Genomic DNA, 25198 nt, shown 5'->3' with positions numbered 1-25198 from the left:
TTGCAACGGCGGTGCGTTTTTGTGACGCTGCCGTAACCTATTCGGGAAAACCAGATGACGGAACCGGCTCGTCTTTCTGCCCCGGCTGGACGGCCGCGGGCGGATCTGAGGCGTCCATGGATTCATCGCTTCCGACATCGACCTTGGCGTCGTCGTCTTCCGGGTTGCGCTTGAGCTTGCGCTCGAGTTCCGCGTCAGGGTCGGCCGACCCCACTGCCGGCGGCGGCCGATCCCGTTTAACGTCGTCGTTCACAATCGCCTCTCCGTGGCCTACCATTGCAAAGGTGAAACGAGAGGGAGGCCGTAGCGTTCCGGCGATCTTTCGACCGGACGCGGCACGGTTTCTGCCAATGGGCAGGGGGCGGTATGCGCGACGACGGTTTTGGGACATGAGGGTGACAACATGCTCATGACTCCACGACCCGCGGTGCAGACGCGTTTCCGCGACTGGCCGCTCGCAGTAAAATCAATCCTGGGTTTCTGGTTCTTCTACGCCCTGACCGTCGTTGCCAGGGCGTTTTTGGGTACCGATCCGTGGACCACACTCGAGAACAAGCTGATCGTGATCTCGATCGGCATCGTCCTCACCTTCTGCATCTATTTTGCAATTGCGTCGCTCGGCGAAGCGAGCATTCGGCGCAAGGCAGTGGTTGCGGCCGTCGCCTCGACGGTCGGTGCCATGCTCATGGCCGGGACGCTCAACATGCTCGAAGACGTGTTCCGTCAGAGCAAGGAGGAGTTCCGCTTCCAGGCGCGAGAGGGTTTTACCGTCATCGAGCAGGGCCAGCAGATCAGGATCGAGCGAACGGCTCAGGAACCGCTCGTGCTAACCTATCCAAAGCCAAACCAGCTCGATCCGATGAAGCGCCTCCGTTACGCCCTCGATGCGTCGGTCGTCTGGCTCTTCTTCTTTATCGCATGGAGCGCCTTCTACCTCGCCAATCAGGCGCAGGCTGAGGCACTGGGTGCGCAACGCCGATTGGCTGATGCGGAAAGCGCGGCACAGGCCGCTCAGGTGCGAGCGCTGCGCTACCAGGTCAACCCGCACTTCCTCTTCAACACGCTGAACTCGCTGTCGTCGCTGGTGATGACCGGCCGCACCGACCGTGCAGAGACGATGCTTCTGGCGCTATCGACCTTCTTCCGCACGAGCCTCTCACTCGATCCGAGCGCGGACGTGACGCTCGCCGAGGAGATCGACCTGCAGCGCCTGTACCTTGATATCGAAATGGCCCGCTTCCCGGATCGCCTGCACGTCGAGATCGACGTTCCTCAGGATCTGGAGCAGGCGCGGATGCCCGCCCTCCTTCTTCAGCCGATCGTCGAGAATGCGATCAAATACGGCGTGTCCAAGAGTCGCAAGGCGGTCGTCATCCGCATCGAAGCGCGGACGATGCTCGACGGGCGCATGTGTCTGGAGATCAGCAACCGCCTGAAGAATGGTGGCAAGGAAGACCTGCCCGCCGCGACGCACGAAGGTACTGGCCTCGGCCTGTCCAACGTTTGCCAGCGGCTCGAAGCGCGCTGGGGCAGCCGCGCGAGCTGCCGCTTCGGCGCAATGACCGCCGGCGGATACAAGGTTTCGCTAACAATGCCGGTGGAAACGAATGGTCGAGAATAAGCCGCTGCGAGTCCTCATTGCGGACGACGAACCGCTGGCCACCGAGCGGCTGCAGCTGCTGCTCGCAAGAGCAGAGGGTGCGCAGCTGGTCGGAGCGGCGAGCGACGGCGAATCCGCCATCAATCTGACTGAAGCCTTGAACCCGGATCTCCTGTTGCTTGACATCGCCATGCCCGGCCTGGACGGGATCGGCGTGGCGCGTGCGCTCACGGAGCAGAACCCCTCCCCCGCGGTCGTCTTCGTAACGGCCTTCGACCAGTTCGCCGTTGCTGCGTTCGAAGTCGAGGCTGTCGACTATTTGATGAAGCCCGTTGATCCGAACCGGCTTCAGCGCGCTCTCGATCGCACCCGCTCCTATCTGGAACAAAGATCGACCCAGCCCGCACCCGGCAAGCCGTCGCAATGGCTTGAAGAGTTTTGGGCTTCGGACATTTCGGGCCTCGTCCGGATCGCTTCGCGCGATGTCGACAGAGTCTCGGCCGAACGCGATTACATGAGGCTTCACGTCGGCCGGCGCAGCTGGCTGATCCATCACTCGATGGCTGCCCTGGAAGAAGGGCTGGATCCGGAGCTGTTCGTCCGGCTCCACCGCTCCGCGATCGTGCGCAAGGATTTTATCTCGGGCTTCACACGGAACCCGTCAGGGCGCTGGATCGCGCGCTTGGCGGACGGTTCCGAGCAGCCGGTCGGCCGGCTCTATTCAGATCGCGTCCGCGCAATCGCCGGACGCTAGAGAATCGAAAGGTCGTCGTGCAGAGCATCGCTCCGGCACGACGACCTTATCCATTCACCACTTCGGGGCAGTCACGGTGAGCGCCGCTCCGTAAGTTATGCCTACGGTTCCGTTGCGCGCTGCCGCCACGGCGGCATCGAAAGCGGGCTGAGCGGACGCGACGGCGCTGTTGATGCAGATCTTTCGTTCGGGATTGACGAAGGTCTCTTGCATGAATGGCCTTCCGCAGACCTCATGAGCGGCCACGCCCACCCGGCGCTGGAGCACGCTCACGTCTGTGTTGATGGCGAGATTGAGGTCTGCATAGGTCACGGTAGCACTCATGGTGCCATCGTCGTTAATCGTAGGATCGGCCATGGACGCGGTCGGAAGCAGCAGCAACGTCGCTGCGGTTGTTCCCAGTGCAAGAAGAGACTTCAGCATGGGGGTCCTCCCTTTTTCGCGGTCAAGAATTAGCCGCCGTGAGGAATGTTAGTCCCGCACGGCGGCCCTAAACGTTCACCGCCGCGGAGCGGTCATGATCAATGACGCGCCATAGGTGACTGTGACTGTACCGGTCCGAGCTGCCTGAATCGCCGCATCGATAGCCGGCTGCGCCGAGGCCACGGCCCCATTGATGCAGTTTCTCGGTGCCGTGTTGAACTGTATCGACTGGGATCGGGGCGAACCGCAAAGCGATTCAGCAGTGTAGCTGACCCGCCGATGCAGCCTGTACGCACCCTGGGGCTGGGCGAGGTTGAGGTCGCCGTACTGAACCGTTGCGCTAACCAGCTGCGCATCCTCATTATCGCTCGAGGGGCTTGCGAGGACAGCGGTCGGAATGAGCAAGATGGACGCCGCTGCAACTGCTCCGAGCGCTACAAGAGCCTTAAGCATTGCGAATCTCCCTTTAGCTGCGGCGCGAGACGCTGGGGAAGCGAGAGGGGAATGTCCCGCGCCGCACAATCAAACTGCGCTTTGCCGATGGTGAAGTCGCCCGCCGCTCGACGGGCCGGGCTCAGTTTGTCGGTGCGCCGACAAAAGCCGTTTGTGGTTCGTCGAACAGACGAACGGCGGTCATCTGGCGTTCAGCTTGATTAACAAGCTTGCAGAAAAACCCGCAGAAAATGGCTTATTTCCGCGACTCAGCCGGTTCATCGACGATGGCAGCGAGTGCAACGTCCATGTTCACGTTGCCGACGGTTCGGAAGATATCGGGGATCATCTCAACCGCGACTAACAGTCCAAGCGGAGCGATCGGAACGCCGAGCGCGAGGGCAATTGGAGCGATTGAGCTGATGAAGCTGACCTCGCCAGGAAGGCTTACGGCGCCGTAGCTCATCACCGCTCCTACGGCAGTCGCGGCGATCATCTGGCCGATGCTCGGCTCAAGTCCGAGCCAGTGAGCAACATAGAAGGCCACCGCGACGTTCATTGCGGGCCCGGTGGCGCGGAACAGCGCAACGGCAATCGGCAGGCTTACATCGGCGACTGGCGCGGACACGCCCACCTGCCGTGCAGCTGTTAACATGGCCGGCAACGACGCGAGCGACGAGCGAGTGGAGATCGCCACGGCATTCGGCGCAATCATCCCGCGCACGAACCGCCCAAGTGGAATCCGTCCTAGGAACACCGCCATCGGATAAGCGGCAAGCGTGACCAGAATCCCCACGATCGAGATCATCACGACATAGTGACCCAGACCGGTGAAGGCGGCGCCGCCAGCGGCCGACCCGACGGTGAAGGCCAATGCCAACACGCCGAGGGGCGCGACCCACAAGACCCAATTGATAAGGACGAGCAGCGCGTCCGCGACCGCCTCGAAGAAGGTAACGACCGTCTTGCGACCCGTCTCGCTGATCGACCCCAAAGCGAGCGCGAACAGCAATGAGAACACCACCAGCGGCAGCACGTCGCCGTTGGTCGCCGCAGTGAAGACGTTGTCTGGGATCACGCCTTTGAAGAAGTCCGCGATACCCGGAAGCTCACCCGAACTCTTCTGACCGACGCCCGCTAGCGCGCCTTGCAGCGCTTGGGCCGTATCTCTCGACAACGGCACTGCTCGCGTGAGCAGTGTGATAGTCACCGCGCCAAACACCGCCGACGCCGTGCAGATGATCACGATCCACAGGACCGACCTGCCAGCGATGCGCCCACCGAGTGCCGCTTCCCGGCTCTTGGCGATGCCGACGACCAGCAGCGCCACGACGAGCGGGATGACGGTCATCTTCAGGGCATTGAGCCAAAGCGTGCCGATGAACCCCGCGATGCTGAGTGCGCCCGAACGAACCTCCTCGCTCAGTTCTCCGGAGAAAGCTCCAAGAGCAATGCCGATGATGAGTGCAGCAAGCGCGTAGTAAGCGCGAAAGCCGCCGCCGGACTGACTCTCGGCTGCCTCGGCGGATTTCGTCAACGGGGCTTCTTAAACAGGTAGATGAAACGGTCGGTCTTCCCGCGAACCTTCGGATCGAACACCAGCAAGGTGTGATCGTCTGCCGGGTTGCGCAGCAAGTCGCTAGAACCGACGTAGACAAAGCCAGCGCGCTCGAAGTCCGCCTTCACGACCGCGGGATCGATGCGATGCAGCTTGTCAGCCGTCGCGCGCGTATCAGCTCCCGCGTTGGCCGCGTGGTCGATGACTCCAATGACTGCTCCAGGCTTCATGGCGGCGTACACAACCTTCAGGAAGGCAGCCGGGTCCATCTTCGGAATCTTGTACTTCTCGCTCGACCAATAAGTGTCGTGATAATTGTTGTTGAGCATCACGAAGTCGGCCGAGTTCGGCGGCAGTGAAATCGCTTCGAAGGGCGTCGAGACGATCTTCACGTTGGGGTTCTTGGCTGCGAACGCAGCGAAGCTCTTCTCCGCATCGGCGTCGTAGAATTGCTTCGGTTCCCAGACGAGGACGTGGCCCTTCGGACCCACAACCGGAGCGATGATCTCCGTCCAATATCTATTGCTGCCGAACAGATCGATGACGCTCATGCCCGGCTTAAGGCCGAGATATTTCAGCACCTCCGCAGGCTTGCGACCCTCGTCCATCTTCACATTGTCAGCGGACCGCGTCGGCGAAGCGACGGCAGCAGCGATCGTGGTCGGCGCGGCAACCGCCTGAACGGCGATCGGTGCCGTCGTAAGCGCGAGAGCAACAGCAATCGATTTCAAGGCACGCATGAGTGCACCCCCTTGGTTGGACGGAAACACATATGGTTGCCGGAACGATTGCGCCAGCGTCACTCGAACATCGTTGATCGGCGTCCGATTTTCGATCAAGGTCCGCGCTTCAATAGCCATTTACCGCGGGGGTGAGGAATGGCCACGATTGCGATGCCGCCGGCAGACCGCAAGGCGTCTGAACGCAAATTCTATTCACGCATGGCCTTGTTCCTGGTCGTGCTCGTTCTTCTAGGCTTCGGCCCGAGCTTTTATCTGCGCGGTGTGGTGCCGTCCTACCCGCGGCCGAACCCGACATTGCCGCCGGGCGTGCTCCTTCACGGAACGGTGTTCACGCTGTGGATGCTCGCGGTGGTGGCGCAGACTCAACTCATCTCCGCGAACAAGCATCAGGTCCACATGCGGCTCGGCAAGGCGACCGTGCTGCTCGCCGTGCTGATGATCCCCGTCATGTGCATCACATCGGTCTGGCAGGTCGCACGCGCCAACCAACCGCCCTTCACCGATCCGCTGACCTGGACGATCGTGCCACTCGCGGTGATCATTCCGTTCGCGATCATGGTCTGGAACGGCTGGTCCAAACGCCGCGACGTTCAGTGGCACAAAAGATCGATGATGAGCGCAGCGATCCTCGTCGTGATGGGACCGGCCGTCGGCCGCCTTCCTATCGCTCCGCCGACCATCGTCGGGTTCACGATCATCTTCCTTTTGGGCCTCGGACTTTTCATTCCGATGTTCGTGCACGATCGGAAAATGCTCGGCCACGTTCATCCGGCAACGAAGCTCGGCTTCGGGATGGCGCTGGCTTCGACGCTCATACCGCTCGCAATATTCTGGGGCCACTTGCCTTGGGCCCAAGTTGCCGCGCAATTGCCGGGAGTGGGCGGTTAGTCCTCAAGCCTCCAGGTTATGGTCTGAACCATGGACGTCTTCGCGGGCTTCCCGTCGATCCCGACAGCAGGAGTGAAACGGGCACGCTGCTTCACGATCGCGCAGCTTTGCGTATCCAGGGAGGCCATCCCGCTCGTCTGGACCACGGAGCAATCCGCGACCTTTCCGCCCTCGTCGATGAGCAGCGCGAAACTTACCCCTCCTGACTCGTTGTGATCCATCGACACACCGGGGTAGTCATCAGGTGAGAATATGCCTGCCAACGTGCCGCCGGCATTTTGCCGAAGTTTCGGGTTTTGAACTCCGCTTTGAGAGACATTCCAGACTTGCCGCAGGTTTGTGACGCAGTCGTCCAGCACTTTCATCAACTCCGGCACCGAGCTTAGCTTGAATGTTTCGTCGAGCCGATAGCCCGCAAACACTCGGATCGTCTGCGAAGCAGCTACTCTGTTGACCAGCGAACGAGGCATGTTCGTGCTGAGCGATCGCGTACGAGTTTCCTTCACTGTGCTGTAAAGCATGCTCGTCGCAATTGATGGTCCTCCATCCAGAGACAGCGACCCGAGCACTTCTCCGGGCGGCTCCTGCGTACTGACCACCTTCACAGCGAAGAGCTGGATGACGTCTCCCAGCACCGGCTCCTTGAGCACCAGGAAAAGCGGCTCTTCCTTCGTGCCATAGTTGCGGGAGGCGACGCACTGGGAGTCTGCGAAGTTCACGACCCATTTCTCGGTCGGAACTCTGACGGGCTTGCCCGCGGCATTCCCCGACGAGCACAACAGCGCGCACTCCAGCGCGAAAGCTAATCCACGATACATTCTCGCCCCTTCCCCAAGATCCGAGCGAGCAAAGACTAATCAGGCCCCGGAAGTTGTGCCAGTCCTCTCCTTGGCCATGGCAGCCACCAGCTTCAGCGCTTCGTGCGCCGACATTGCCGCCCCTTCCTGCCAAGTCGGCTGGTAGCTCAAATGTTCGCCGGCAAAGACGATCGGGCCTTCGGGCTTTAGCATCTCGAGATACCGCGCCCCTCGTGCAGGACCCCCGTCACCGGGACGAGGATCGAAGTCAGGCCAGAGCGCGCCCACGCCTTCCGAATAAGGCGTCAGGCCCCACGCCACAGTCACCGGCTTGGTAAGCAGGTGCGATCTACCGGGGTGCAGCGCCTCGATCGACTCCCGACCGATCCGCGCGCGCTCCTCATGAGAGAGCTTGGCGAATGAGTCCGGCGTGTCTTGGTGGGTCCAGCCCGCGCAGTAGGAACCCACGATGACGCCTCGGGGGGCACCATAATTGTTCGAGGGATAGATCACATTCTCATTGAGCCGATCGGTCCATGCGAGACCGCCGAAGATGAAATCGTCTTGCTCCCAAAAACGCGGCGCCTCGAAGGCCAGCTTGACGCTGTGCAGATAGGCTGGAGCACTGGCGATCGCCGCTTTCTTCGCGGGTGAGAAGTCGCTCGGGATACGGGCGAGGACTGGCAACGGAATGGTGCAGATACAAAAGTCTGCTTCCGTCATTTCATTGCCGGGGCCGTGCTCGATGCGAACGCGGTTCCCCGTTCGTCTGATCGCGCTGATCTTGCTGTTGAGCCGGACCGTCGGCTTCACCTGGTCATAGATGGCGTATGCAATGCGATCCATGCCGCCGACCGGCTGGAGCATCGTCGCCTGCATGTCCCAGATATGCTCGAACAGGTACGGCAGGACCGCGCTGCGAGAAGGAACCAGCTCCTTGAAGCTAAGTGGCGGCAACGACACCGGCGCCTGCGAATAGCCGCCGCCCTGGACCGAATAGCCAGACGATCCACCCGGAGCATATTTCCCTTTTTCGTCGAGCTGAGCGTAGGCGGCCAGGAACTGCCGGATCATCTCCAGCTCGCCCTTCGGCACTTCGTTGTCGAGCGCGTGCTGGTCGATCGCCTTGGCCAGCAGTTCACCCAACTGGCCGCGCATGTCGTTGACCATGCGGCGTTCCGGCTGGACCTTGCCGCCGAAGTCCCAGCCCGCATTCCGGTTGACGTTCACGAAGGTTTCCAGCGGCACGCCGAACCGCCGCGCGTAGCCCAAGATCACTCGATGCGTGGACGGAAGGCGTGCTGGCCCCGCGTTGAAATAGAGTCCCTGCGCAAAGTTGGCGTGCTGGTCGGGGCGGCCAATCTGCTCGATCTTGTCACCGCCGCGGATGGTCCAGGCCCGCCCTCCGATCCGATCGCGCGCTTCGAGAACCTTCACACGGTAGCCGGCACGTTGCAGCTCATAGGCCGAGACCAGTCCGGCAATGCCCGCACCGAGTATGACGACCGACCGTCCGTTGCCGCTTGCTTTTGGAAGCTCGAAATTCTCGGCGCCTGCGGGCGTGGGAAACGCGAGGCCCATCGCTTCCATCGCCATATAGGCTGCGCCCGCGCCGCCGATCGCCCCGATCTGCTCGAGTAACGTACGCCGAGTGAGTGCCATGCGAATCGCCCCCGCTGATCGCTGTCCAGCGGCAGACTGACAGCAATTCGCGGCCAAAGCGTCCAAAATTTAGCGGCCAACCCGGCATCGGCGTGGCCGTTCGCGCGTTGTCCAGGCGATCCACTTCAATTTGCGGGAGTATTTTGCATGGCTGAACACAGTGAAACGATCAGCACCCTCAACACACTCATTGCGACGACCATCGACAGCGTCACGGGCTATGAGGATTCAGCGCAGAACATCCATGATGAAAGGCTGCGCGAAATTTTCCGTAGCCGCGCCGACGAGCGCCAGAAGGTCGTGGAAGAACTGCGGGCCGAAGTCCGCCGTCTTGGCGGCGATCCTGAAGACGGCGGCTCCTTCCTGGGCAAGGCGCATCAGCGTTTCGAGGACCTGAAGGCTGCGATCACGGGCCGCGACGAAAAAGCGATCGTGAACGAGGTCGAGCGCGGCGAGGATTATCTAAAGGAGAAATGGCAGGCGGCGCTGCAAAGCGGCGATCTGAAAGGCGAAAGCCACGACCTGGTCGAGCGTTGCTATCAGTCCGTGAAATCCGGCCACGACCAGATCAGCCAGCTGAAGCATGCTTTAGAAGGCCAAGCGCACGCCTAACCTTTAGAACCACCTCGGTTCGAGGTGGGAACCGGGGCGGCTCCCAAGGCCAGCGGAGCCGCCCTTTTTTTTGATCAGTAGCCCATGAGTGCGAGCACTTCGCGGCGGCTTCGCTCGTCCTCGCGGAAGGTACCCATCATTCGGCTGGTCGTCATCAAGACCCCCGGCGTTTGAACGCCGCGAGCGGTCATACAGGCATGGCTCGCTTCGATGACCACCGCGACGCCTTTCGGCTCCAGATGCTTCCATATTGCGTCAGCGACTTGTGCTGTCAGCCGCTCCTGAACCTGCAGGCGGCGCGCGAAGCCATGGAGCACACGCGCCAGCTTGCTGATCCCGACGACCTTGTCGCCAGGCAAATAAGCGATCGCGGCTTTGCCGATGATCGGCGCAAGGTGATGTTCGCAATGCGACTGGAAGGGAATGTCCTTCAGAAGTACGATCTCGTCATAGCCGCCGACTTCCTCGAAGGTGCGCGACAAGTGGACCGCGGGGTCCTCCTCATAGCCGCGCGCATATTCCTTCCATGCGCAGGCGACGCGCCGCGGCGTGTCCAGCAACCCCTCGCGGTCGGGATCGTCGCCCGCCCAGCGGATCAGCGTACGGATCGCTTCCTTTACGTCCGCAGGAATCGCGGTCGTCGGCGTATCGTCGACCAGATCGCCGTCTTCCGGATCGCCGTGATTCATCCCTTCAGCTCCCGCGCAATGTCATCGGCGACTTCCGCCGCCTGCTCGCGAATATCGGGGACCGCGATGATTTCCCAATAGCGACCCTTGGTTAGAGGTCCGAGCGCCCACAAACGTTCCCCTCCGGCCGCGTGGCAATTGTCGTCCACTTCCAGGCCGATGCCGAGATGATCCGGCCTGACCGCGCCCTCATCGAGAAGGCTGCGAAGCAGCGGGTCCTTGGTGTGGGACATGTTGTGCAAGGGTCCCGTGCAATTGAATGCATAGTCGAAGCGCATCGCCTGCATTGAAGACGCACGGCGCCTGCGGATTTCGACTTGCAGCTCATCGCCCGTGCGGGCCGCCGAAACGATGCGGCCGGCCATGATCTCCAGCTGTCCATCGCTGATCATCCCTGCAACCGTCTGCGCGACCTGCGGCGCGATGCGGTGGCGATGGACGTCCCAATATGGCCTGACATGCCGAAGGAAACGGCGCTGCTCCTTTTCGTCAAGGCTTTGCCAGAGGGGGTGGCTGTGCGGACGCAGGCTGTCGACCGCCGCGCGCCATCCGACCTTGCCGCTTCGGCGGCGCAGCCACCGCCACAACTCGCCCAAACTTCCTCTTGGCACATCGTCCAGTTCGACCGGAGCAGGATCGAAGTCGGCGTGACCGCGCGGGATTTGCCCGCGGCGGGATAGCGCGACGATGCGTCCGCTGTGGCCGGCGGCATTGAGCGACAGCACGACGTCCACCATTGTCAGGCCAGTGCCGACCAGCAGTGCCGAGCCGCCGCTCTCGGCAAGCTCGCGGATCGCGGCCTGGGCGTCGTCACCCCACGGATTGCGGATGAATCGGTCCCCAACGTCAGCGAAGGCGCGCAGCGGCTCCGGCTCCTGATTGCCGATAGCGAGGACAAGAGCGTCCGCGGCAATATCTTCGCCATTGTCCAGTTGCACTGACCAGCGGCCGGTGCGTTTCGCTGCGGTCGCCGAGGCAGCAATCGTTTCGACTTTTCCGCTCCGAGCGGCATCGTTGAGGATTTCGCCCAGATAGCGGCCGAACAGCCGGCGCTCCGCGAAGCCGCGCCTATCTCCGCCTTCGGCTTCAAAGCGCCTGACAAAATGATCGGGCTCGCCCGCCAAGGCGCTCATGCCCTCGGCCCGGACATTGAGGAGATGGGCCGGCTCGTTTGTAGAGTACGCGACGCCCTTGCCGATCCGTCCGCTGCCCTCGATCAGAACCGACGCAACCCCGCGCTTGGCCAGCTGAGCCGCCAAAATCGTCCCCGAGGCGCCACCACCGATGATTGCGACCGGGTAGTCCCGGTCAGATTTCATAGTCGGGCCAGTTGTCCGGGTTCGACGCGCCTGCCTTCCGCTGCGCCATATGGACGTACATGCGCGTCACCGTCTTGCCGGCGGTCTGCGTAAACCACCCGGGCACTGCTGCGTGGATCAAGCATGCGCACCCGGCGCCGATCAGCTCGGCAGCAATCTTCACGGCCCCCGCGCCATGGCTCGCCCAGCTCATTCCGAGCGATTGCGGGTGCTCCGTGAAGAGCCGCTGGACCATCCCCGAACGGTCCTCTCTGTCCAACTGGTTGCTCGCCATGACCTCGTCCTCAAGGTTGGCGACCCCGACAGGATTCGAACCTGTGGCCCTCAGATTAGGAATCTGATGCTCTATCCTGCTGAGCTACGGGGTCGGCCCGGGCCACGAATAGGGGCTGAAGGCCTACCGATCAATTGACCTGGTTCGGTGGCGTGATCGGCAACGGAAGTGGCGCGACCGGCACGCCTTCTTCGACCAGCGCCTTCGCCTGCTCGAGCGTGGCGCTACCGTGGACCTGTTCCGGCTCATGATCGCCCGAGTGGATGGCTCGGGCGGTGTCGGCGAACTTGTCGCCCACCCAGCGCGACTTCTTGAGCATTTCGGCCTGCATCGCGGCCAGCTTCACAAGTGGATCGCTCGACCCCTTCCTTGGCACGCGCGGTGCCATCGGTGCCTTCGCGACGTTCGCCGATTGGCAATAAGGGCATTCGACGAGTCCGCCGGCGCGCTGCTCGTCATAGTCCGCGCCCGACCGGAACCAGGCTTCGAAAGTCTCGCCCCCATCGAGGCACTGAAGATCGTAGACGATCATAGCGTCACCGCCTCAGGGATGGGGCGGCGGTGGTTAAGCGCCGGTATGCGTGACCGCACCTCGGAAATGCGTTTGAGGTCGATGTCCGCAAAGCCGATGCCGGGCTCCTCTCCCATATCGAGCAGGACCTCGCCCCACGGATCGATCACCAGCGAATGGCCAAAGGTCTGTCGACCGTCCTGGTGCTGGCCGCTCTGGGCTGCAGCGACGACGAACAGACCCGCTTCGATGGCCCGGGCGCGGAGCAGCACATGCCAATGCGCCTTGCCGGTTGGGACGGTGAAGGCGGCCGGGACCGAAATCACGTCCGCATCGGACTCCGCCAGCCGGGCAAAAAGCATCGGAAAGCGGAGGTCATAACAGATCGTCAGGCCCAGCTTGCCGACGGGGGTGCCGTTCACGAGCACCGCGCCCTGCCCCGCTGAATAAGTGTTCGACTCGCGCCAGCTCTCACCCGTTGGGAGGTCGACGTCGAACAAGTGCATCTTGTCGTACCGCGCGCGAATTCGTCCTTCACGGTCGATCACGAAAGCGCGGTTGGCGACCTTGCCGCCTTCCGTAAGGACCGCGAGCGAACCCACGGAGACCCAGATTTGCCGGTCCTTTGCAGCCTGCTGGGTAGCCGCGAGGACAGGATCGTTCTCTTCGCGCCGCAAGCTTTTTCCCGCCCTCGCGCTGTCCCGGTCGAGAAGACCGGACATTTCCGGCGTAAACAGGATTTCCGCACCGCCATCGGCAGCTTGGCCGATCGCGTCGACAAGGGCGCGCGCGCTCTCGTCCGGGTCGATGCCCGTGTTCGACTGGAAGAGCGCGACCTTGGTCATCAGGCTGTCAGAAGTTGATCCAGCTTGCCGGCGCGATCAAGCGCCATCAGGTCGTCGCATCCGCCGACATGCGTCTCGCCGATGAAAATCTGCGGAACCGTCGTGCGTCCGCTCGCGCGCTGAACCATCAACTTCTTGGGCTCGCCGCCGAAATCGACGGCGATTTCCGTGTAGGCTACGCCTTTGGATTCGAGCAGCGCTTTCGCGCGCCAACAATATGGACAGAAAGTCTTGGTGTAGATCTCGATAGCGGGCACGAATAACTCCTTCGCACCGATACTTAGGCACTAGCGTCAACGCATCAACTGCGAAGGTTTCACCACACGCGCCCACGTGATCAGTTCGACACGCACCGCCCCAGCGCGCTGCAGCGTGCGGGCGCAGGCCTCCGCGGTGCTGCCCGTGGTCAGCACGTCGTCGATCAGGATCACGGTCTTGCCGGCAACCACGTCCTTGTCCGTCACCTTGAAAGCGCCCGCAACGGTCTTCCGTCGCTGAACCGGACTCATGCCCTTGAGGGGCGGGGTGCGCTTCAGGCGTCGAAGCGCGAACGGATGAGCCTGCAACCTCAGCCTGCGCGAAAGTTCTCGAGCCACGAGCGCCGATTGATTGAACCCCCTCTGCCACAAGCGGCTCCGGTGCAGCGGCACAGGCACCAGGATTGGGTCCGAAGAGCCATCCAATAGCGGTGCCATGTAGCGGGCCATCGTCCGTGCGACCGCAACCTTGCGTCCGTACTTCAGTCGGATCGCCAGGCTTCGGGAGAGATCGTCATAGGCGACTGCAGCCCGTGTCCGTGCGATGCGGGGGGGCGCAGCCAGACAGACACCGCAGCTCACTGCCTCGGTCGCCTCCAGCGGCAAACCGCACGTCGTGCAGCCCGTCTCTCCGAGGAAATGGATCTGCGTCCAGCAGTCAGTGCAGAAGCTGTGCACATCGGCCACAATAGTTCCGCACCCGGCGCAGCGCGGCGGAAGAGCGAAGTCCAGTACCCACCGACCAATGTTACGCAACACGGTGATCACACGGCGCTTGTCGCGTGCGCCGGGTCATCGCACAAGCACCCGCGTGTCCATCCTCTTCGATATGGAATTGCGCGCGCTTCGTCGCGATCGAGCGGCGCGCACTGGTCCGGAGCTGTTCCTGCTCGAGCGGGCTTTCGACGACTGCCTCGACCGGATCTCGCTGGTCCAGCGCACCTTCGAGCGCGCTCTACTGATCGGTTGTCCGGATCCACGCTGGCCCGAGCGCCTCAGCCGGTTCGCGCCGGATGTCGATGTTCGAGATCCGGGACTTCTGTTCGCGGGGACGGCAGGCGGTCACCAGCTGATCGAGGATGCTTGGGAGCCCGAACCTCAGGCATATGACTTGGTCGTAGCCGTTGGGACGCTCGACACGGTCAATGATCTGCCGAGAGCGCTGCTGACAATCCGCTGGGCAATGAAGCCTGAGGGCCTGCTCATCGGGGCTGTGTCCGGGGGTGAAACGCTCCCTCGCCTGCGTGCCGCGATGCGCGCAGCCGATGCGGTTACGGGCACCGCATCACCCCATGTCCATCCCCGTATCGAAGCATCCGCCTTGGCGCCGCTGCTCGGACAAGCAGGTTTCGCCAACCCGGTTGTCGACATCGATCGGGCTGCCGTCTCCTATCTATCGCTCGACAGGCTGATTATAGATTTACGTCGGATGGCGGCGACAAACGTCCTCATCCAACGATCTCGCCAGCCGCTTTCAAAGAGGGCTTATCTGGCGGCGGCCGAAAGTTTTTCCGGAGCGGCCGAGGGCGACCGGACGACGGAAATCTTTGAAAGCCTTCACTTTGCCTGCTGGTTGCCCACGGAATAGCGCACCGCAAACCAGGATTACGCGCCATTAACTCTGTTGGCGGGAAAGTTGTTAACCCTGGAGCGAGTAAACGAGGCATCGTGGACGTGGACCAGAGGAGGGTGGCGTGATCGCTATCCGAACGATGTTGCGCAAGCTGCGCGCTGACAAGCGCGGAGCGACTGCGATTGAATATGGATTGATTTGCGCGCTCATCGTCGTTGCGGCGATGGGCGGTATGTCTGCTTTGGGTGGCGGCTCAGCGTCGGGCTGGGGTAACCTCCAAAGCAATCTCGCATCACATATGTAATTGAAACGGTCGCGGCAGCTTAGGCGCGCCGCGCTCCGTAGATTACGAGCTTCACCTTCTGGCCGGGCGTCAACCGACTGCCGGCCTGAAGGCCGTTTAGCGACAAGAATCGCTCCAGCTTGAAGTCACGATAGGCCATTCGCCCCGCGAGCGATTGAACTGTGTCCCCGGGAGCGACCGTCTGCACGTGAATGACCCGCGGCCGGATTGCCGCGGCTTCTGCCGGGCTGATCTTCCGCAGCGAGTTTATCATCGGGACGAACGGGCCGACGCCATAGCCTCCCGGCGTCAGCACGACGAAATAATAGACCGTCTGAGCATCCCACTGATACGCCGCGACGCTTAGATCGATGGGCCCGGATGAGCCGTTGACGCGGGTCGTTGTCACAGAGGCGGGGAGGCCGTTGATCGTAACATGTTGTGGCGGAGCGATCGGCGTTCCCATTCGGCCGCCCGTCAGCTGCCGCATCGCGAGACTCACAGCAGTGTCGATGTTGCCGCTGAACCTGCCCCCTCGGAACTGCGCCTTACCAGCCGACCCGGAAATGGTGACTGCATCCGTCGCGTTGGACATCAAATAGCCAGTTGGGACCGTGAACTGGATCCGAAGGTCCGGGTGAGTGAAGGTCGGACCGTCGATCACGCCCTGCTGCGGATCGTCGTCGACGTACACACCCTCCAACTGACTGAGAAAGCCGTCGCGGTTCCGGACGCCTTTGCCCAGCCGGCCGGTGGATCGTGCCTCGATGAGCTCGCGCTGCATCCGGTTTTCGCTCAGGGGATGCGTGCTCGCCCATTCCGGCGTCTGGCGATTAGCTCGCCCCTGGACGCGAGCCTGAAGCGCCGTTTGCCGACTTAGCGCCGAAAGCATTTCCGAAGCGCCGACCGGGTCGTACCCCGCTGCAATCATGTAGCGCATCCCGAGCGAATCAGCCTGATACTCCTGTTCCCGCGAGAAGCTCAGGGTGTCCATCTTCGCGCGGGCCTGGATCACTTGGCCAATCCCGCCACCGAAGATCGATCCGATGATCTGGCCTAGCACACCGTAGGTGTTTTGGCGGGCATATTGCTCGCGGATGTGCGCATGGTTGGCGGCCACGTGACCCACCTCATGCCCGATCGCGAACGCGAGTTCGGACTCGTCGTCCATGAGCGTGAGAAGCTGCCGGGTAACGTAGATATAGCCTCCCGGGACCGAGAAGGCGTTTTCGACGGCCGAGTTGAGCGTTGTGAAATGAAGCGCCTGACCGGGATTGGCGACCCCCGAATAAGCACCGACGCGCCTACCCACGGAAGCTACATAGGCTGCACGCGGTCCAGCTTCGGCGCCACCGAGCGCCTGCAGCAGTTGCGAATGCTCGCGTTGCGCTTCCGCGACGTCGCGCGGGTCGAGATAACGAACTTGCTGAGCGGCGGCTGGCGCGAGCGCCAGGACGGCCGTGGCAAGCAACAGGACGCTCTTTGGCATCGGCACCCTCCGTTACACGCGCCTAATCAAGCGCGGTAATTTTGAACGGAGAATGACTAAGGCTGTTCCGAACCGCTCCGAAGCGGGTCAGCCGATGGCCAGGAACTTCGACCGGCGCTGGTTGCGTAGCTCCTTGGAACCGAGGTTCGAGCAACCGTCCAGCTCCTCGACAATTGCCCCCTTCAGCGAACCGATCGCAGCATCCGGATCGCGATGAGCGCCACCGAGCGGTTCGGGAACGATTCGGTCGATCACGCCAAGGGCCTGCTGGTCTTGAGCGGTGATCTTCATGGCCTCGGCCGCTTCAGGGGCCTTGTCGGCGGTTCGCCAGAGGATCGAAGCGCAGCCTTCGGGCGAAATGACCGAGTAAACCGCGTGCTCGAACATCAGGACGCGATTGGCCGTAGCGATCGCGACCGCGCCGCCCGAGCCGCCCTCGCCAACGATCACCGCGATCATCGGCACGCCGAGCGCCAGGCATTCTTCGGTCGAGCGGGCGATAGCTTCCGCCTGTCCCCTTTCCTCCGCCTGCACGCCGGGAAATGCGCCGGGCGTATCGACGAGCGTGACGACCGGAATGCCGAACTGGTCGGCAAGCCGCATCAGGCGGATGGCTTTGCGATAGCCCTCAGGCTTGGCCATTCCGAAATTGTGCTTCAGGCGCGAGGCTGTGTCGTCGCCCTTCTCGTGACCGATCAGCATCACGCGCCGCCCATCGATCCGCGCGAGACCGCCGATGATTGCGGGATCGTCGGCGAACGCGCGGTCTCCGGCGAGCGGCAGGAAATCGTCGGCGAGGCCTGCTACATAGTCCTTGAAGTGAGGGCGCTCCGGGTGGCGAGCGACCTGCGCTTTCTGCCAAGGTGTCAGCTTCGCGTAGGTGTCGCGAAGCAGCTTGTTTGACTTGGCCTCCAACCGGCCGATTTCGGCATCGATATCGATCGGGCCGCTATTCGCCGTTTCACGAAGCTCGGCGACGCGGGTCTCGAGCTCGGCGATCGGCTTTTCAAAATCCAGATACGTCAGCATTCGACGGCGCGCCTAGGCGGAACGGTCGCGCGTCGCAAGCGGATGGCGGCTGTTGACCAGCTCGACCAGCCGCGCGCTGTCGACGTGTGTGTAGATCTGGGTAGTCGCGATATCGGCGTGTCCAAGGAGCGACTGAAGGACGCGAAGGTCCGCTCCGCCCGAGAGCAAGTGCGTCGCAAAGGCGTGACGAAGCACGTGCGGGCTAACCCGCTCGGGTGAAATACCTGCGTCGGCCGCCATCGCGCGGACGATCTGGAATAGGCGTACTCGGCTGATGTGCGATTTCCCGCTCGGAAAGAGCCAGAGCACGCCGCCTGGAGCCATCTCCAGCCATTTCCGAACCGCAGCGTCTGCGCGCGACGAGATCGGCACCAGCCGCTCCTTGCTCCCCTTCCCTCGCAAGATCAGGAACGGCTGACCAGGGCGCATCGCTCCTCGCGGCAAGCTCACCAGCTCGCTCGCCCGGAGGCCGGATCCGTATAGAAGCTCCAGCAGCGCAAGGTTGCGGACCGCCGTGGTCTCTCCGCTCGAAGCGCGGGCCTCCGCCGCTTCGAACATTCGGCCGATTTCCACTTCGTCTAGGATTCGCGGAAGCGGGCGCTCAAGCTTGGGTCTCGGCAAAGCTTCCGATGGATCGTCCTTCCTCAAGCCGTCATCGACCAGGAAGGCATAGAAGCGCCGGAGAGCGGCTGAGCGACGAGCGACGGTGGACGGCGCCAGATCACCCCATTTGGCGCCAAGGCTCGAGAGATCGTCCACGCTTGCAAAAGAGAGTTGACCAGCGACCCCCTCGGCCGCGCGCTCGAGATCGTTTCGATAGGCGGCGAGCGTGTGGCGGGAAGCGCCAGCTTCAGCGGCCATCATGTCGAGGAACCGGTCGACGAGCGCCGTGTCCTCGGGCGTCACGTGCGGGACAGCGCCTCGGCCGCGATCATCCGCGCGGTGAAGTCCTGGCCGGTCCGCTTCAGGCCGGTGATCGCGTGATACATATGGGTCCCGGGTAATTGCCGGACGTCGGTCGTCTGGAAGCCCGTTCCAGTGAGCACCAGCACCGTGCCGGATTGTCCGCGGCCTGCCGCGGCATCGATCATCCGTGTCCAGCTAGATTGGCGGTTGAGCCCGAGGCCGTAACGGCGATTGAGCGAATTGGCCGTGTCGGCATCGATGCGGCCAAGACCTGCAAGGCCTGCGACCAGCAGGGAGCTACGCACCCGATCCTCGCTCTTGTCCCGCTTGATGAAGGCGTTGAGGCGGCCCGTTCCGACATTGGCGATATCCGGCGCAGCAAGCGCAATCATGGCCCAGGCGCGGTCGCCTTCCGCATCGTCCATCTTGTTGATGATCGGGATCCAGCGCGCCGCGGCTTCGTCATAGCCGGCGGCCAGCATGGCAGAGATAAGATCCGGCGCATCCTTTGCCCATTTCGCGTCAGGGGTGACTAGGCTCGCGGCACGCGCGGCAAGTGCCCGCGCCGCCTCCTTCTGAAGCCCGTCCTTGCCGATCGCGAGCAACTTCCGGATGGCGGCCATGCGTGTGTCGGCGTCCCTGCCCACGAACGCCTGCCGCACCTGCCATGCATCGGTTCCAGGCAAATCGCCGGGATCGGTCGAATCGTAAATGGCCGAGTAGAGATCCATCAGCGATTGCGACGAGAAAACGCCAAGGCCGGCGGCGATCATCGCCGAGCTCAGACGCTGCTGCGGCGTCAGCAAGGGTGAACGAGCCGCAAATGCTCGGAGCTGCGTCGAGCTGGCATTGATCAGCCGGTCCGGGGGAAGCATCCCGGTCCCCACCGAAAGCCCGAAGCGCCACGCCGTGAGGCTGTCGACCGGGTCCCATTCGATCGTCGCAGCCCGGCCGCTGCCCGCAGCGCCGACGACCTTCTGCGCCAGCATGAGGTCGACGCCACCAATGCGCCCGCGCCGCCTCGCGTCGTCGATCTGACCCGAGGCAGTCTCCGGCTCGCCCGCAAGCGCGGAACACATCGCCTGCACGAGCGGGCGGATGTTTGAGTCATACTGACCGATGCCCTCCTGGATCGGACAAAGCGCCGGCGGATCGCCGGTGGCCAGCGCGCTCTGCACCGCGACCTGCAACATCTTCGGCGTGAAGCGATCGGTGTCCACGCCGGCAACGAGCATCCGGGCCGCGTCCGCCTCACCCATCCGCAGTAGAAGCCACGAGCGCTCAGCAACCCAATCGACTGGATTGACGTACGCCGGTGCAGGTGTCTTCGCGAGCAACGCATCGCGGATCGCGATGTGAGCCCAGCGCGAGGCTAGCGGCGTGTTCATCCGCCGCATCAGGCTCGACAGGAACGTGCCGTTCGCGGTGCCCCAAGGGTCGGCGCCAAGCCCGATCTCTTCCGGATTGAGCTGCCCGACGCTGCGCGGATCGCGGCGTGCCCAACCGGGATATTCTACCGGAGGCGGCGGCGGTTCGAGGCTGAGGCCGCCGACCTCCTCGATCGCGCTTTCGTCCGAAGGCCCGGCGTCACTTCCCAAATCGATAGCACGGCTCGGCTCGGGAGAGCTCGTGACGACGTTGGAGGGGGCCGAGGTCGCCGGCGTGGGCGTAGTCGACGGCTGAGTCTGCGCGACCTGCTGCGCAACAGCCGGCAGCGCCAGCGCAAGCGCAGCGCCGACAAAAAGCAACGACTTAATGCGCATTGCCCTGCTGCTGAACCTCAACCTCGACCGTCTTCGTCGGCTGCTGCTTCGGAACGGTCGACAGAAAAAAGAGTGCCCCGACGATAAGGGCGAGAATGATGATCAAGACTGCAATTCGGGGCATGGCATCCGCTTGCGAAACGATTGTGTCGAGAGGGCTTTTGGCGTCCTTGAAAGCCGCTGTATAGCCCTGTGAAGAATGGATTTGGCGAAGCGTCTTGATCGTCCCGTGGTTCTCGTCGGTTTGATGGGCGTAGGGAAATCGACCGTGGGCCGCCGCCTCGCGCGGCGCCTGGGCCTGCCTTTCGTGGATAGCGATTCCGCCATTCAGGATGCGGCTGGCTACTCCCCGGCCGAGATGTTCGAGCGCTTCGGCGAGCAGGATTTCCGCGATGGCGAGCGGCGACTGGTCGCGCGTTTGATCGAGGGAGAGATCCGGGTCATCGCGACTGGGGGCGGCGCCTATGTCGATCCCCGAACGCGGCAGCTGCTGAATGAGCGGGCGATCACCGTCTGGCTCGATGCGCCGGTCGATGTGCTCACCGAACGCACGTCACGCCGCGACACCCGCGCCCAGTTGAGACAAGGCGATCCCAAGCAGACGCTGGAACGCCTCTCGGAGGAGCGACGCCCGTCCTACGAAGAAGCCCACATCCACGTGAAAAGCGGGGATGGAGCCCACCGCGAGGTGGTTGACGCTATTGTCGACGCGTTGGAGGAGCACCTGGCTCGACGCTCTTCCGCTTAGGAGGGAGAAGCGACCTTCTCTTCATCATCCGGCAGCGGGCGGTCAGGAGCGAAGATGCGGTCGGCGTCCACGCGAATGTCGCCCGTCTCCACCTGCCGCTCCAACCGTTCGCAGTCTCGCATCCGATAAGCACGGTCGACGCGATTAATCTCGGCGTCGGGGATTCCGCTCGCCTTCAGTGCTGCCCTGCCCATGGCAACTGCACCTTCGAACAGCTCACGCTCGGCGAACGTAAGGTCCAGGCCCTCAAGCTCGATCAGATGGAGCCGGTCGTAGGCGCGGACCATCACTGACGCTTGGGGGAAAGCCCTCAAGACAGCTTCGACCGCGCCACGGTTCAGCTCGCCATCGACGTTGTCATTGCAGAAGGCGATGACCTTGGCGGTCTCCGCTCCTGCCGTTCGAAGCAGATCGACCCGTACGCCATCGCCGTAATAGACCTTCGTGCCGAAGCTTTCGGACAGCTCGATCTGTGCGGGCTTCTTGTCGATGATCGTGACGCCTATCCCCTTGGCCATCATCATCTGGGCCACCGTTTGGCCGAAACGGCCATAGCCGACCACGATCGCGCTGGTCTCCGGCGACAGCTCGGGCCCATCGAGGTCGTCGCGCTTCACATCCTTCCGCTCCAGGAAGTCGATGAACTTCATCAGGAACGGCGTCGTGACCATCGAAAGCGTGACGACAGCGCTGAACAGAGAGGCCGCTTGAGGCGAGATCAGCTGCGCGGCCGTGGCCTGAGCGAAGAGCACGAAGCCGAATTCACCGGCCTGGCTCAGAAGGAGGCCGAGGCGGATGGCCAGCTTCCAGTTGCAGCCGAAAATCCGGCTGAGCGTGCTGATCAGGACCGTCTTGGTGATGATCACGCCTGCGGCCAAGCCGACGACGAGCAGCGGCCGTTGAGCGATCAAATTGAGATCGAGCAGCATCCCGACCGAGAGGAAGAACAGGCCGAGCAGGATCGAGCGGAACGGTTCGACGTCGCTTTCCAGCTCGTGGCGATAGGGGGACTCGGCCAGCACGACGCCCGCAACGAAGGCGCCCAACGCGGTCGACAGGCCGAAGTGCCTCATCAACGCAGCTGCGCCGATCACGGTGAACAGTCCCGCGACGACGAACAGCTCACGCTCGCCGAGGCGGCCGATGAAGCGGAAGAGCGGATTGAGAACCAGCCTGCCGAACAGGACCAGGCCGATGACGGCGAGCACTGTGTAAAGCGCGAGCATCCAGCCGACCGGCGCGCTTGGGTCCGGCGTGCCGCGGGACATTGCTGCGATGATCGTAATGAGCGGGACGATCGACAGGTCCTGGAAAAGCAGGACGGAGAAGGCGCGCTCGCCCTGCGGCGTGTTCAGCTCATTCTCCGAACGGAGCATCGGCAGAACCTGCGCGGTTGATGACAGGGCCAGTGGCAAGCCGATTGCGAGCGACGCCGCAGGGGAGAAGCCCGGCCCGAAGTACAGGATCGCGGCGATGGCGAACCCGCACAACGTAACCTGGGCCAGCCCAAGCCCGAATATGTCGGTGCGCAACCGCCACAACCGGCTCGGCTGAAGCTCGAGGCCGACGATGAAGAGCAGCAGCGCAATGCCGATTTCGGATACGCTCTGGATCGTTTCCGGCTCGCGGAACAGGCCTAGGACCGATGGCCCGATCAATGCGCCAGCGACGATGTAACCTAGGGTCGCACCCAGCCCGAGCCTTCGGAAGACGGTAACGAAGACGAGCGCCACGCCGAGCATGAGCGCGGCATCGCGGAGCAGGTCCTGCACCACTGCTGTCGCGCCATGATCCACCTAGGCAGCGTCCATCGCCGCTAGAAGCGCGCGGAACGGGAGGAGAATCGCGCCGTGACGCGCTGCTCGCTCCCTGGCAGGAGCCAATGCGACAATCCCCGGCCACCCCTTGGGTTCGTCGTGCTCATGAGCCAGCCAGCGGCTGAGCTCGAGCATGGCTTCCGAGACCTCATGATGATTCCGGCCGCGGCAGTGCCGTTCCACCAGCGCGGCCGACGCCTGCCCGAAGGCGCATGCGTGAACCTTCATCGACAGGCGTTCGACCCTCCGCTCCTCGTCGAGCTGGACCGCGAGGATCACCCGGCTGCCGCAAGTCGGCGCCCGCAGCTCGGCCTTGCCGTCTTCACGGTCGAGATCGTGCGGGTCGCTGAGCGATGCCGCCAGCCGCAGGATCTCGGTCGTGTAGAGCGGGTCCGTCATTCCTTACGCCATGTAGTGCCGGAAGGGCCGTCCTCCAAAACCACGCCTTCCGCCTTGAGCTCATCGCGGATTCTATCGGCGGTCGCGAAGTCGCGGTTCTTCTTGGCTGCCGTTCGCTCGGCAATGCGGGCTTCAATGGCACCGGCGTCCCCGCCGCCCTGAAACCATTCATCGGCAGAGGACTGAAGAAGGCCTAGCAGCTGTGCACTCGCCTTTAGCGCGCCGCCTTCGAGCGCCGATAGCCGCGACAGTGCCAGCGGCGTGTTCAGGTCGTCGCGCAATGCTTCCAGCACGCCCTGGTCGATCTCGCCCTCCTCTGCATCGCCGGCAGCGCGATAGAGCCGGTCGATCGTTGCTTTCGCCTGAGCGATCAGACTGTCCGTCCAAGGCAGCGGTTGACGATAATGCGCGCTCAGCAACGCGAGCCTGAGAGTCTCGCCGCGATGGCCTTGGGCCAGCAACTGCGCCGGGGTGATTATGTTGCCGAGCGACTTGGACATCTTCTCGGCGCCCATGTCGACGAAGCCGTTGTGGACCCAGAAGCGTGCGAGCGGCTGCCCGTCATGCGCGCAGCGGCTCTGCGCGATCTCATTCTCGTGATGAGGGAAAATCAGGTCGAGACCGCCGCCGTGAATGTCGATCGTCTCGCCCAGATGCGCCCGGATCATGGCCGAGCATTCGATGTGCCAACCGGGTCGCCCACGACCCCAAGGCGACTCCCAGCCAATCACGCCGTGGACGCTCGGCTTCCACAAGACGAAATCAGCCGGATCGCGCTTGTAGGGCGCAACCTCGACGCGGGCGCCCGCAATCATCGAATCCCTGTCGCGCTTGCTCAGCGCTCCGTAGTCAGGATCGCTCGGAACCGAGAAAAGCACATGCCCCTGCGCCTCATAGGCATGGCCCTGCCCGATCAGCCGCGCGATCATCGCGACCATCGGCGCGATCTCCTGCGTTGCGTGCGGCGCAATATCCGGATCGCGCACGCCCAGCGCCCGCATGTCCTCGAGGTAAAGCTGCTCGTAGCGTTCGGTGATGATCGATGGATCGACACCTTCGCTCTCGGCCGACGCGATGATCTTGTCGTCAACGTCGGTGACGTTGCGCGCATAGATCAGACTGTTCTCGCCAAACTCGTTGCGGATCAGGCGCGCGAGCGTGTCGAAGATCACCGGCGGTCGCGCATTGCCGATGTGCGCCCGGCCGTAAACCGTGGGCCCGCACACGTACATCGTGATGCGCTCGGGGTCAGCCGGAACGAACTCCCGCTTCTCGCGGGACATGGTGTCATGAAGTCGGATCATGCGGTCTGCCTAGGATGCCGCCGCGCCTCGACCCAGTCGACGATGCCGCGGCCGCTGGCGTTCAGGAGCGGGAAGGTGCGCGACTTGGTCATCCACTCGGGCCGCGCCGCCTCGGGGCCATAGACCATGTCCGTCGCTAGGTTCGCGAGCAGGAAGAACAAGGTCACGCCAAGGAGGCCCTTCAGCGCGCCGAAGCCACCTCCCAGAACCCGGTCGAACGGCCCGAGCACCATCGAGCGCCGGGTCCGCCCGCCGATCGACCTCGCGAGCAGCTTCACCAGGATGAAGCTAGGCAGAAAGAGGATCGCGAAAGCGAGCACGGCACCTGCCGCGGGGTTGAAGTGAAAGCTGTTATCGATGCCCGTCCACAACTGCGTGTGGAACAGCTTGAGCATCGCAATCGCGACGACCCAGGCGAACAGCGAGATCACTTCGTGCACGAACCCGCGCACGAAACCGACGGCAGCGCCGCCGATCAGCAGGAGGAAAACAAAGACGTCGAGCACGGTCATTACTGCGGCGC

The 25198-nt window shown here is 63.1% G+C and carries 30 protein-coding genes and 1 tRNA gene; 7 read left to right on the top strand and 24 right to left on the bottom strand.

The features are described from left to right. Positions 1–37 precede the first annotated feature (37 nt). Positions 38–253: a hypothetical protein gene (locus AC4GYV_RS02650; protein ID WP_491099112.1), complete on the bottom strand. Its 216-nt coding sequence runs from the start codon at positions 251–253 to the stop codon at positions 38–40. 156 nt (positions 254–409) lie between these two features. Between AC4GYV_RS02650 and AC4GYV_RS02645 the strand changes: the two genes are divergently transcribed. Both AC4GYV_RS02645 and AC4GYV_RS02640 read left to right on the top strand, forming a co-directional pair. Continuing rightward, positions 410–1621 carry a sensor histidine kinase gene (locus AC4GYV_RS02645; RefSeq protein ID WP_491099111.1) on the top strand — a complete coding sequence of 404 codons (1212 nt, stop codon included), beginning with the start codon at positions 410–412 and terminating at the stop codon, positions 1619–1621. Continuing rightward, positions 1608–2354 (top strand): LytR/AlgR family response regulator transcription factor, encoded by a 747-nt coding sequence (locus tag AC4GYV_RS02640; RefSeq protein WP_491099110.1) that lies wholly within the window; start codon positions 1608–1610, stop codon positions 2352–2354. Before AC4GYV_RS02645 ends, AC4GYV_RS02640 begins: the two co-directional genes overlap by 14 nt. 54 nt (positions 2355–2408) lie before the next feature. Here AC4GYV_RS02640 and AC4GYV_RS02635 read toward each other — a convergent pair whose 3' ends face one another. From AC4GYV_RS02635 to AC4GYV_RS02620, 4 genes are all read right to left on the bottom strand, one after another. Beyond that, positions 2409–2777: a UrcA family protein gene (locus tag AC4GYV_RS02635; protein ID WP_491099109.1), complete on the bottom strand. Its 369-nt coding sequence runs from the start codon at positions 2775–2777 to the stop codon at positions 2409–2411. A 75-nt stretch (positions 2778–2852) separates the two neighbouring features. Then, the gene (locus AC4GYV_RS02630) at positions 2853–3230 is read right to left on the bottom strand and encodes a UrcA family protein (RefSeq protein WP_491099108.1); all 378 of its coding nucleotides are present in this window, start codon (positions 3228–3230) and stop codon (positions 2853–2855) included. A 235-nt stretch (positions 3231–3465) separates the two neighbouring features. Then, a complete protein-coding gene (locus AC4GYV_RS02625) occupies positions 3466–4746 on the bottom strand; it encodes a dicarboxylate/amino acid:cation symporter (protein ID WP_491099107.1) in 1281 nt (426 codons plus the stop codon). After that, positions 4743–5627 carry a class I SAM-dependent methyltransferase gene (locus AC4GYV_RS02620; protein WP_491099106.1) on the bottom strand — a complete coding sequence of 295 codons (885 nt, stop codon included), beginning with the start codon at positions 5625–5627 and terminating at the stop codon, positions 4743–4745. The genes AC4GYV_RS02625 and AC4GYV_RS02620 overlap by 4 nt, the downstream gene beginning before the upstream one ends. Positions 5628–5645: 18 nt before the next feature. Here AC4GYV_RS02620 and AC4GYV_RS02615 point away from each other — a divergent pair, with 18 nt between their 5' ends. After that, the gene (locus tag AC4GYV_RS02615; protein ID WP_491099105.1) at positions 5646–6398 is read left to right on the top strand and encodes a hypothetical protein; all 753 of its coding nucleotides are present in this window, start codon (positions 5646–5648) and stop codon (positions 6396–6398) included. Here the strand turns inward: AC4GYV_RS02615 and AC4GYV_RS02610 are convergent. Together AC4GYV_RS02610 and AC4GYV_RS02605 are read right to left on the bottom strand one after the other, a co-directional pair. Further along, positions 6395–7216 carry an energy transducer TonB gene (locus tag AC4GYV_RS02610; RefSeq protein WP_491099104.1) on the bottom strand — a complete coding sequence of 274 codons (822 nt, stop codon included), beginning with the start codon at positions 7214–7216 and terminating at the stop codon, positions 6395–6397. The two genes, AC4GYV_RS02615 and AC4GYV_RS02610, sit on opposite strands and share 4 nt — an antisense overlap. 39 nt (positions 7217–7255) lie before the next feature. After that, positions 7256–8857 (bottom strand): flavin monoamine oxidase family protein, encoded by a 1602-nt coding sequence (locus AC4GYV_RS02605; protein ID WP_491099103.1) that lies wholly within the window; start codon positions 8855–8857, stop codon positions 7256–7258. Positions 8858–9004: 147 nt separating this feature from the next. Here AC4GYV_RS02605 and AC4GYV_RS02600 point away from each other — a divergent pair, with 147 nt between their 5' ends. Further along, positions 9005–9469, top strand: coding sequence for a PA2169 family four-helix-bundle protein (locus AC4GYV_RS02600; protein WP_491099102.1), 465 nt, complete (start codon positions 9005–9007; stop codon positions 9467–9469). A 74-nt stretch (positions 9470–9543) separates the two neighbouring features. On the opposite strand, the gene folE is transcribed toward AC4GYV_RS02600, so the two are convergent. From folE to AC4GYV_RS02560, 8 genes are all read right to left on the bottom strand, one after another. Further along, on the bottom strand, positions 9544–10158 hold the full coding sequence (folE, locus tag AC4GYV_RS02595; RefSeq protein ID WP_491099101.1) for a GTP cyclohydrolase I FolE: 615 nt from the start codon (positions 10156–10158) through the stop codon (positions 9544–9546). After that, positions 10155–11477, bottom strand: coding sequence for an FAD/NAD(P)-binding protein (locus AC4GYV_RS02590; protein WP_491099100.1), 1323 nt, complete (start codon positions 11475–11477; stop codon positions 10155–10157). The genes folE and AC4GYV_RS02590 overlap by 4 nt, the downstream gene beginning before the upstream one ends. Then, the gene (locus tag AC4GYV_RS02585; RefSeq protein ID WP_491099099.1) at positions 11467–11751 is read right to left on the bottom strand and encodes a DUF6356 family protein; all 285 of its coding nucleotides are present in this window, start codon (positions 11749–11751) and stop codon (positions 11467–11469) included. The genes AC4GYV_RS02590 and AC4GYV_RS02585 overlap by 11 nt, the downstream gene beginning before the upstream one ends. 17 nt (positions 11752–11768) lie before the next feature. Then, positions 11769–11845 (bottom strand) — tRNA-Arg (locus tag AC4GYV_RS02580). A 36-nt stretch (positions 11846–11881) separates the two neighbouring features. Continuing rightward, complete coding sequence (locus tag AC4GYV_RS02575; RefSeq protein ID WP_491099098.1) at positions 11882–12283, bottom strand: DUF1178 family protein; 402 nt, start codon at positions 12281–12283, stop codon at positions 11882–11884. Then, positions 12280–13107 (bottom strand): carbon-nitrogen hydrolase family protein, encoded by an 828-nt coding sequence (locus tag AC4GYV_RS02570; RefSeq protein ID WP_491099097.1) that lies wholly within the window; start codon positions 13105–13107, stop codon positions 12280–12282. The genes AC4GYV_RS02575 and AC4GYV_RS02570 overlap by 4 nt, the downstream gene beginning before the upstream one ends. Next, positions 13107–13364 carry a glutaredoxin 3 gene (gene grxC / locus AC4GYV_RS02565; protein WP_491099096.1) on the bottom strand — a complete coding sequence of 86 codons (258 nt, stop codon included), beginning with the start codon at positions 13362–13364 and terminating at the stop codon, positions 13107–13109. Before grxC ends, AC4GYV_RS02570 begins: the two co-directional genes overlap by 1 nt. Before the next feature lie 36 nt (positions 13365–13400). Then, positions 13401–14123, bottom strand: a complete 723-nt coding sequence (locus tag AC4GYV_RS02560; protein WP_491100371.1) for a ComF family protein — start codon at positions 14121–14123, stop codon at positions 13401–13403. 52 nt (positions 14124–14175) lie between these two features. On the opposite strand from AC4GYV_RS02560, the gene AC4GYV_RS02555 reads away from it, so the two are divergent. Beyond that, a complete protein-coding gene (locus AC4GYV_RS02555; RefSeq protein WP_491099095.1) occupies positions 14176–14952 on the top strand; it encodes a methyltransferase domain-containing protein in 777 nt (258 codons plus the stop codon). 124 nt (positions 14953–15076) lie between these two features. Continuing rightward, positions 15077–15241, top strand: coding sequence for a Flp family type IVb pilin (locus AC4GYV_RS02550; protein WP_491100370.1), 165 nt, complete (start codon positions 15077–15079; stop codon positions 15239–15241). Between the two features lie 19 nt (positions 15242–15260). On the opposite strand, the gene AC4GYV_RS02545 is transcribed toward AC4GYV_RS02550, so the two are convergent. From AC4GYV_RS02545 to AC4GYV_RS02525, 5 genes are all read right to left on the bottom strand, one after another. Beyond that, positions 15261–16709: a M48 family metalloprotease gene (locus AC4GYV_RS02545; RefSeq protein ID WP_491099094.1), complete on the bottom strand. Its 1449-nt coding sequence runs from the start codon at positions 16707–16709 to the stop codon at positions 15261–15263. 87 nt (positions 16710–16796) lie between these two features. Further along, complete coding sequence (locus AC4GYV_RS02540; protein WP_491099093.1) at positions 16797–17738, bottom strand: acetyl-CoA carboxylase carboxyltransferase subunit alpha; 942 nt, start codon at positions 17736–17738, stop codon at positions 16797–16799. A gap of 12 nt (positions 17739–17750) precedes the next feature. Further along, positions 17751–18602 (bottom strand): tyrosine-type recombinase/integrase, encoded by an 852-nt coding sequence (locus tag AC4GYV_RS02535; RefSeq protein ID WP_491100369.1) that lies wholly within the window; start codon positions 18600–18602, stop codon positions 17751–17753. A 38-nt stretch (positions 18603–18640) separates the two neighbouring features. Then, positions 18641–20407: a hypothetical protein gene (locus AC4GYV_RS02530; RefSeq protein WP_491099092.1), complete on the bottom strand. Its 1767-nt coding sequence runs from the start codon at positions 20405–20407 to the stop codon at positions 18641–18643. Next, the gene (locus AC4GYV_RS02525; protein ID WP_491099091.1) at positions 20397–20531 is read right to left on the bottom strand and encodes a hypothetical protein; all 135 of its coding nucleotides are present in this window, start codon (positions 20529–20531) and stop codon (positions 20397–20399) included. The genes AC4GYV_RS02530 and AC4GYV_RS02525 overlap by 11 nt, the downstream gene beginning before the upstream one ends. 75 nt (positions 20532–20606) lie before the next feature. Between AC4GYV_RS02525 and AC4GYV_RS02520 the strand changes: the two genes are divergently transcribed. After that, the gene (locus tag AC4GYV_RS02520; protein ID WP_491099090.1) at positions 20607–21155 is read left to right on the top strand and encodes a shikimate kinase; all 549 of its coding nucleotides are present in this window, start codon (positions 20607–20609) and stop codon (positions 21153–21155) included. On the opposite strand, the gene AC4GYV_RS02515 is transcribed toward AC4GYV_RS02520, so the two are convergent. The 4 genes from AC4GYV_RS02515 to AC4GYV_RS02500 are packed head-to-tail and all read right to left on the bottom strand — an operon-like array spanning position 21152 to position 25187. Further along, positions 21152–22897 (bottom strand): monovalent cation:proton antiporter-2 (CPA2) family protein, encoded by a 1746-nt coding sequence (locus AC4GYV_RS02515; RefSeq protein WP_491100368.1) that lies wholly within the window; start codon positions 22895–22897, stop codon positions 21152–21154. The genes AC4GYV_RS02520 and AC4GYV_RS02515 overlap by 4 nt on opposite strands. A gap of 54 nt (positions 22898–22951) precedes the next feature. After that, the gene (locus AC4GYV_RS02510; protein WP_491099089.1) at positions 22952–23371 is read right to left on the bottom strand and encodes an iron-sulfur cluster assembly scaffold protein; all 420 of its coding nucleotides are present in this window, start codon (positions 23369–23371) and stop codon (positions 22952–22954) included. Beyond that, entirely contained in the window at positions 23368–24675 is a 1308-nt protein-coding gene (gene cysS, locus AC4GYV_RS02505; protein ID WP_491099088.1) for a cysteine--tRNA ligase, read from the bottom strand. Before cysS ends, AC4GYV_RS02510 begins: the two co-directional genes overlap by 4 nt. Further along, positions 24672–25187, bottom strand: coding sequence for a CvpA family protein (locus AC4GYV_RS02500; RefSeq protein WP_491099087.1), 516 nt, complete (start codon positions 25185–25187; stop codon positions 24672–24674). The genes cysS and AC4GYV_RS02500 overlap by 4 nt, the downstream gene beginning before the upstream one ends. Between the last annotated feature and the right edge of the window lie 11 nt (positions 25188–25198).

This window comes from Sphingomonas sp. SP4 (genome assembly GCF_058313375.1).
The sequence above is the reverse complement of the archived record's forward strand: the minus strand, read 5'-3'. Positions and strand labels throughout refer to the sequence as shown.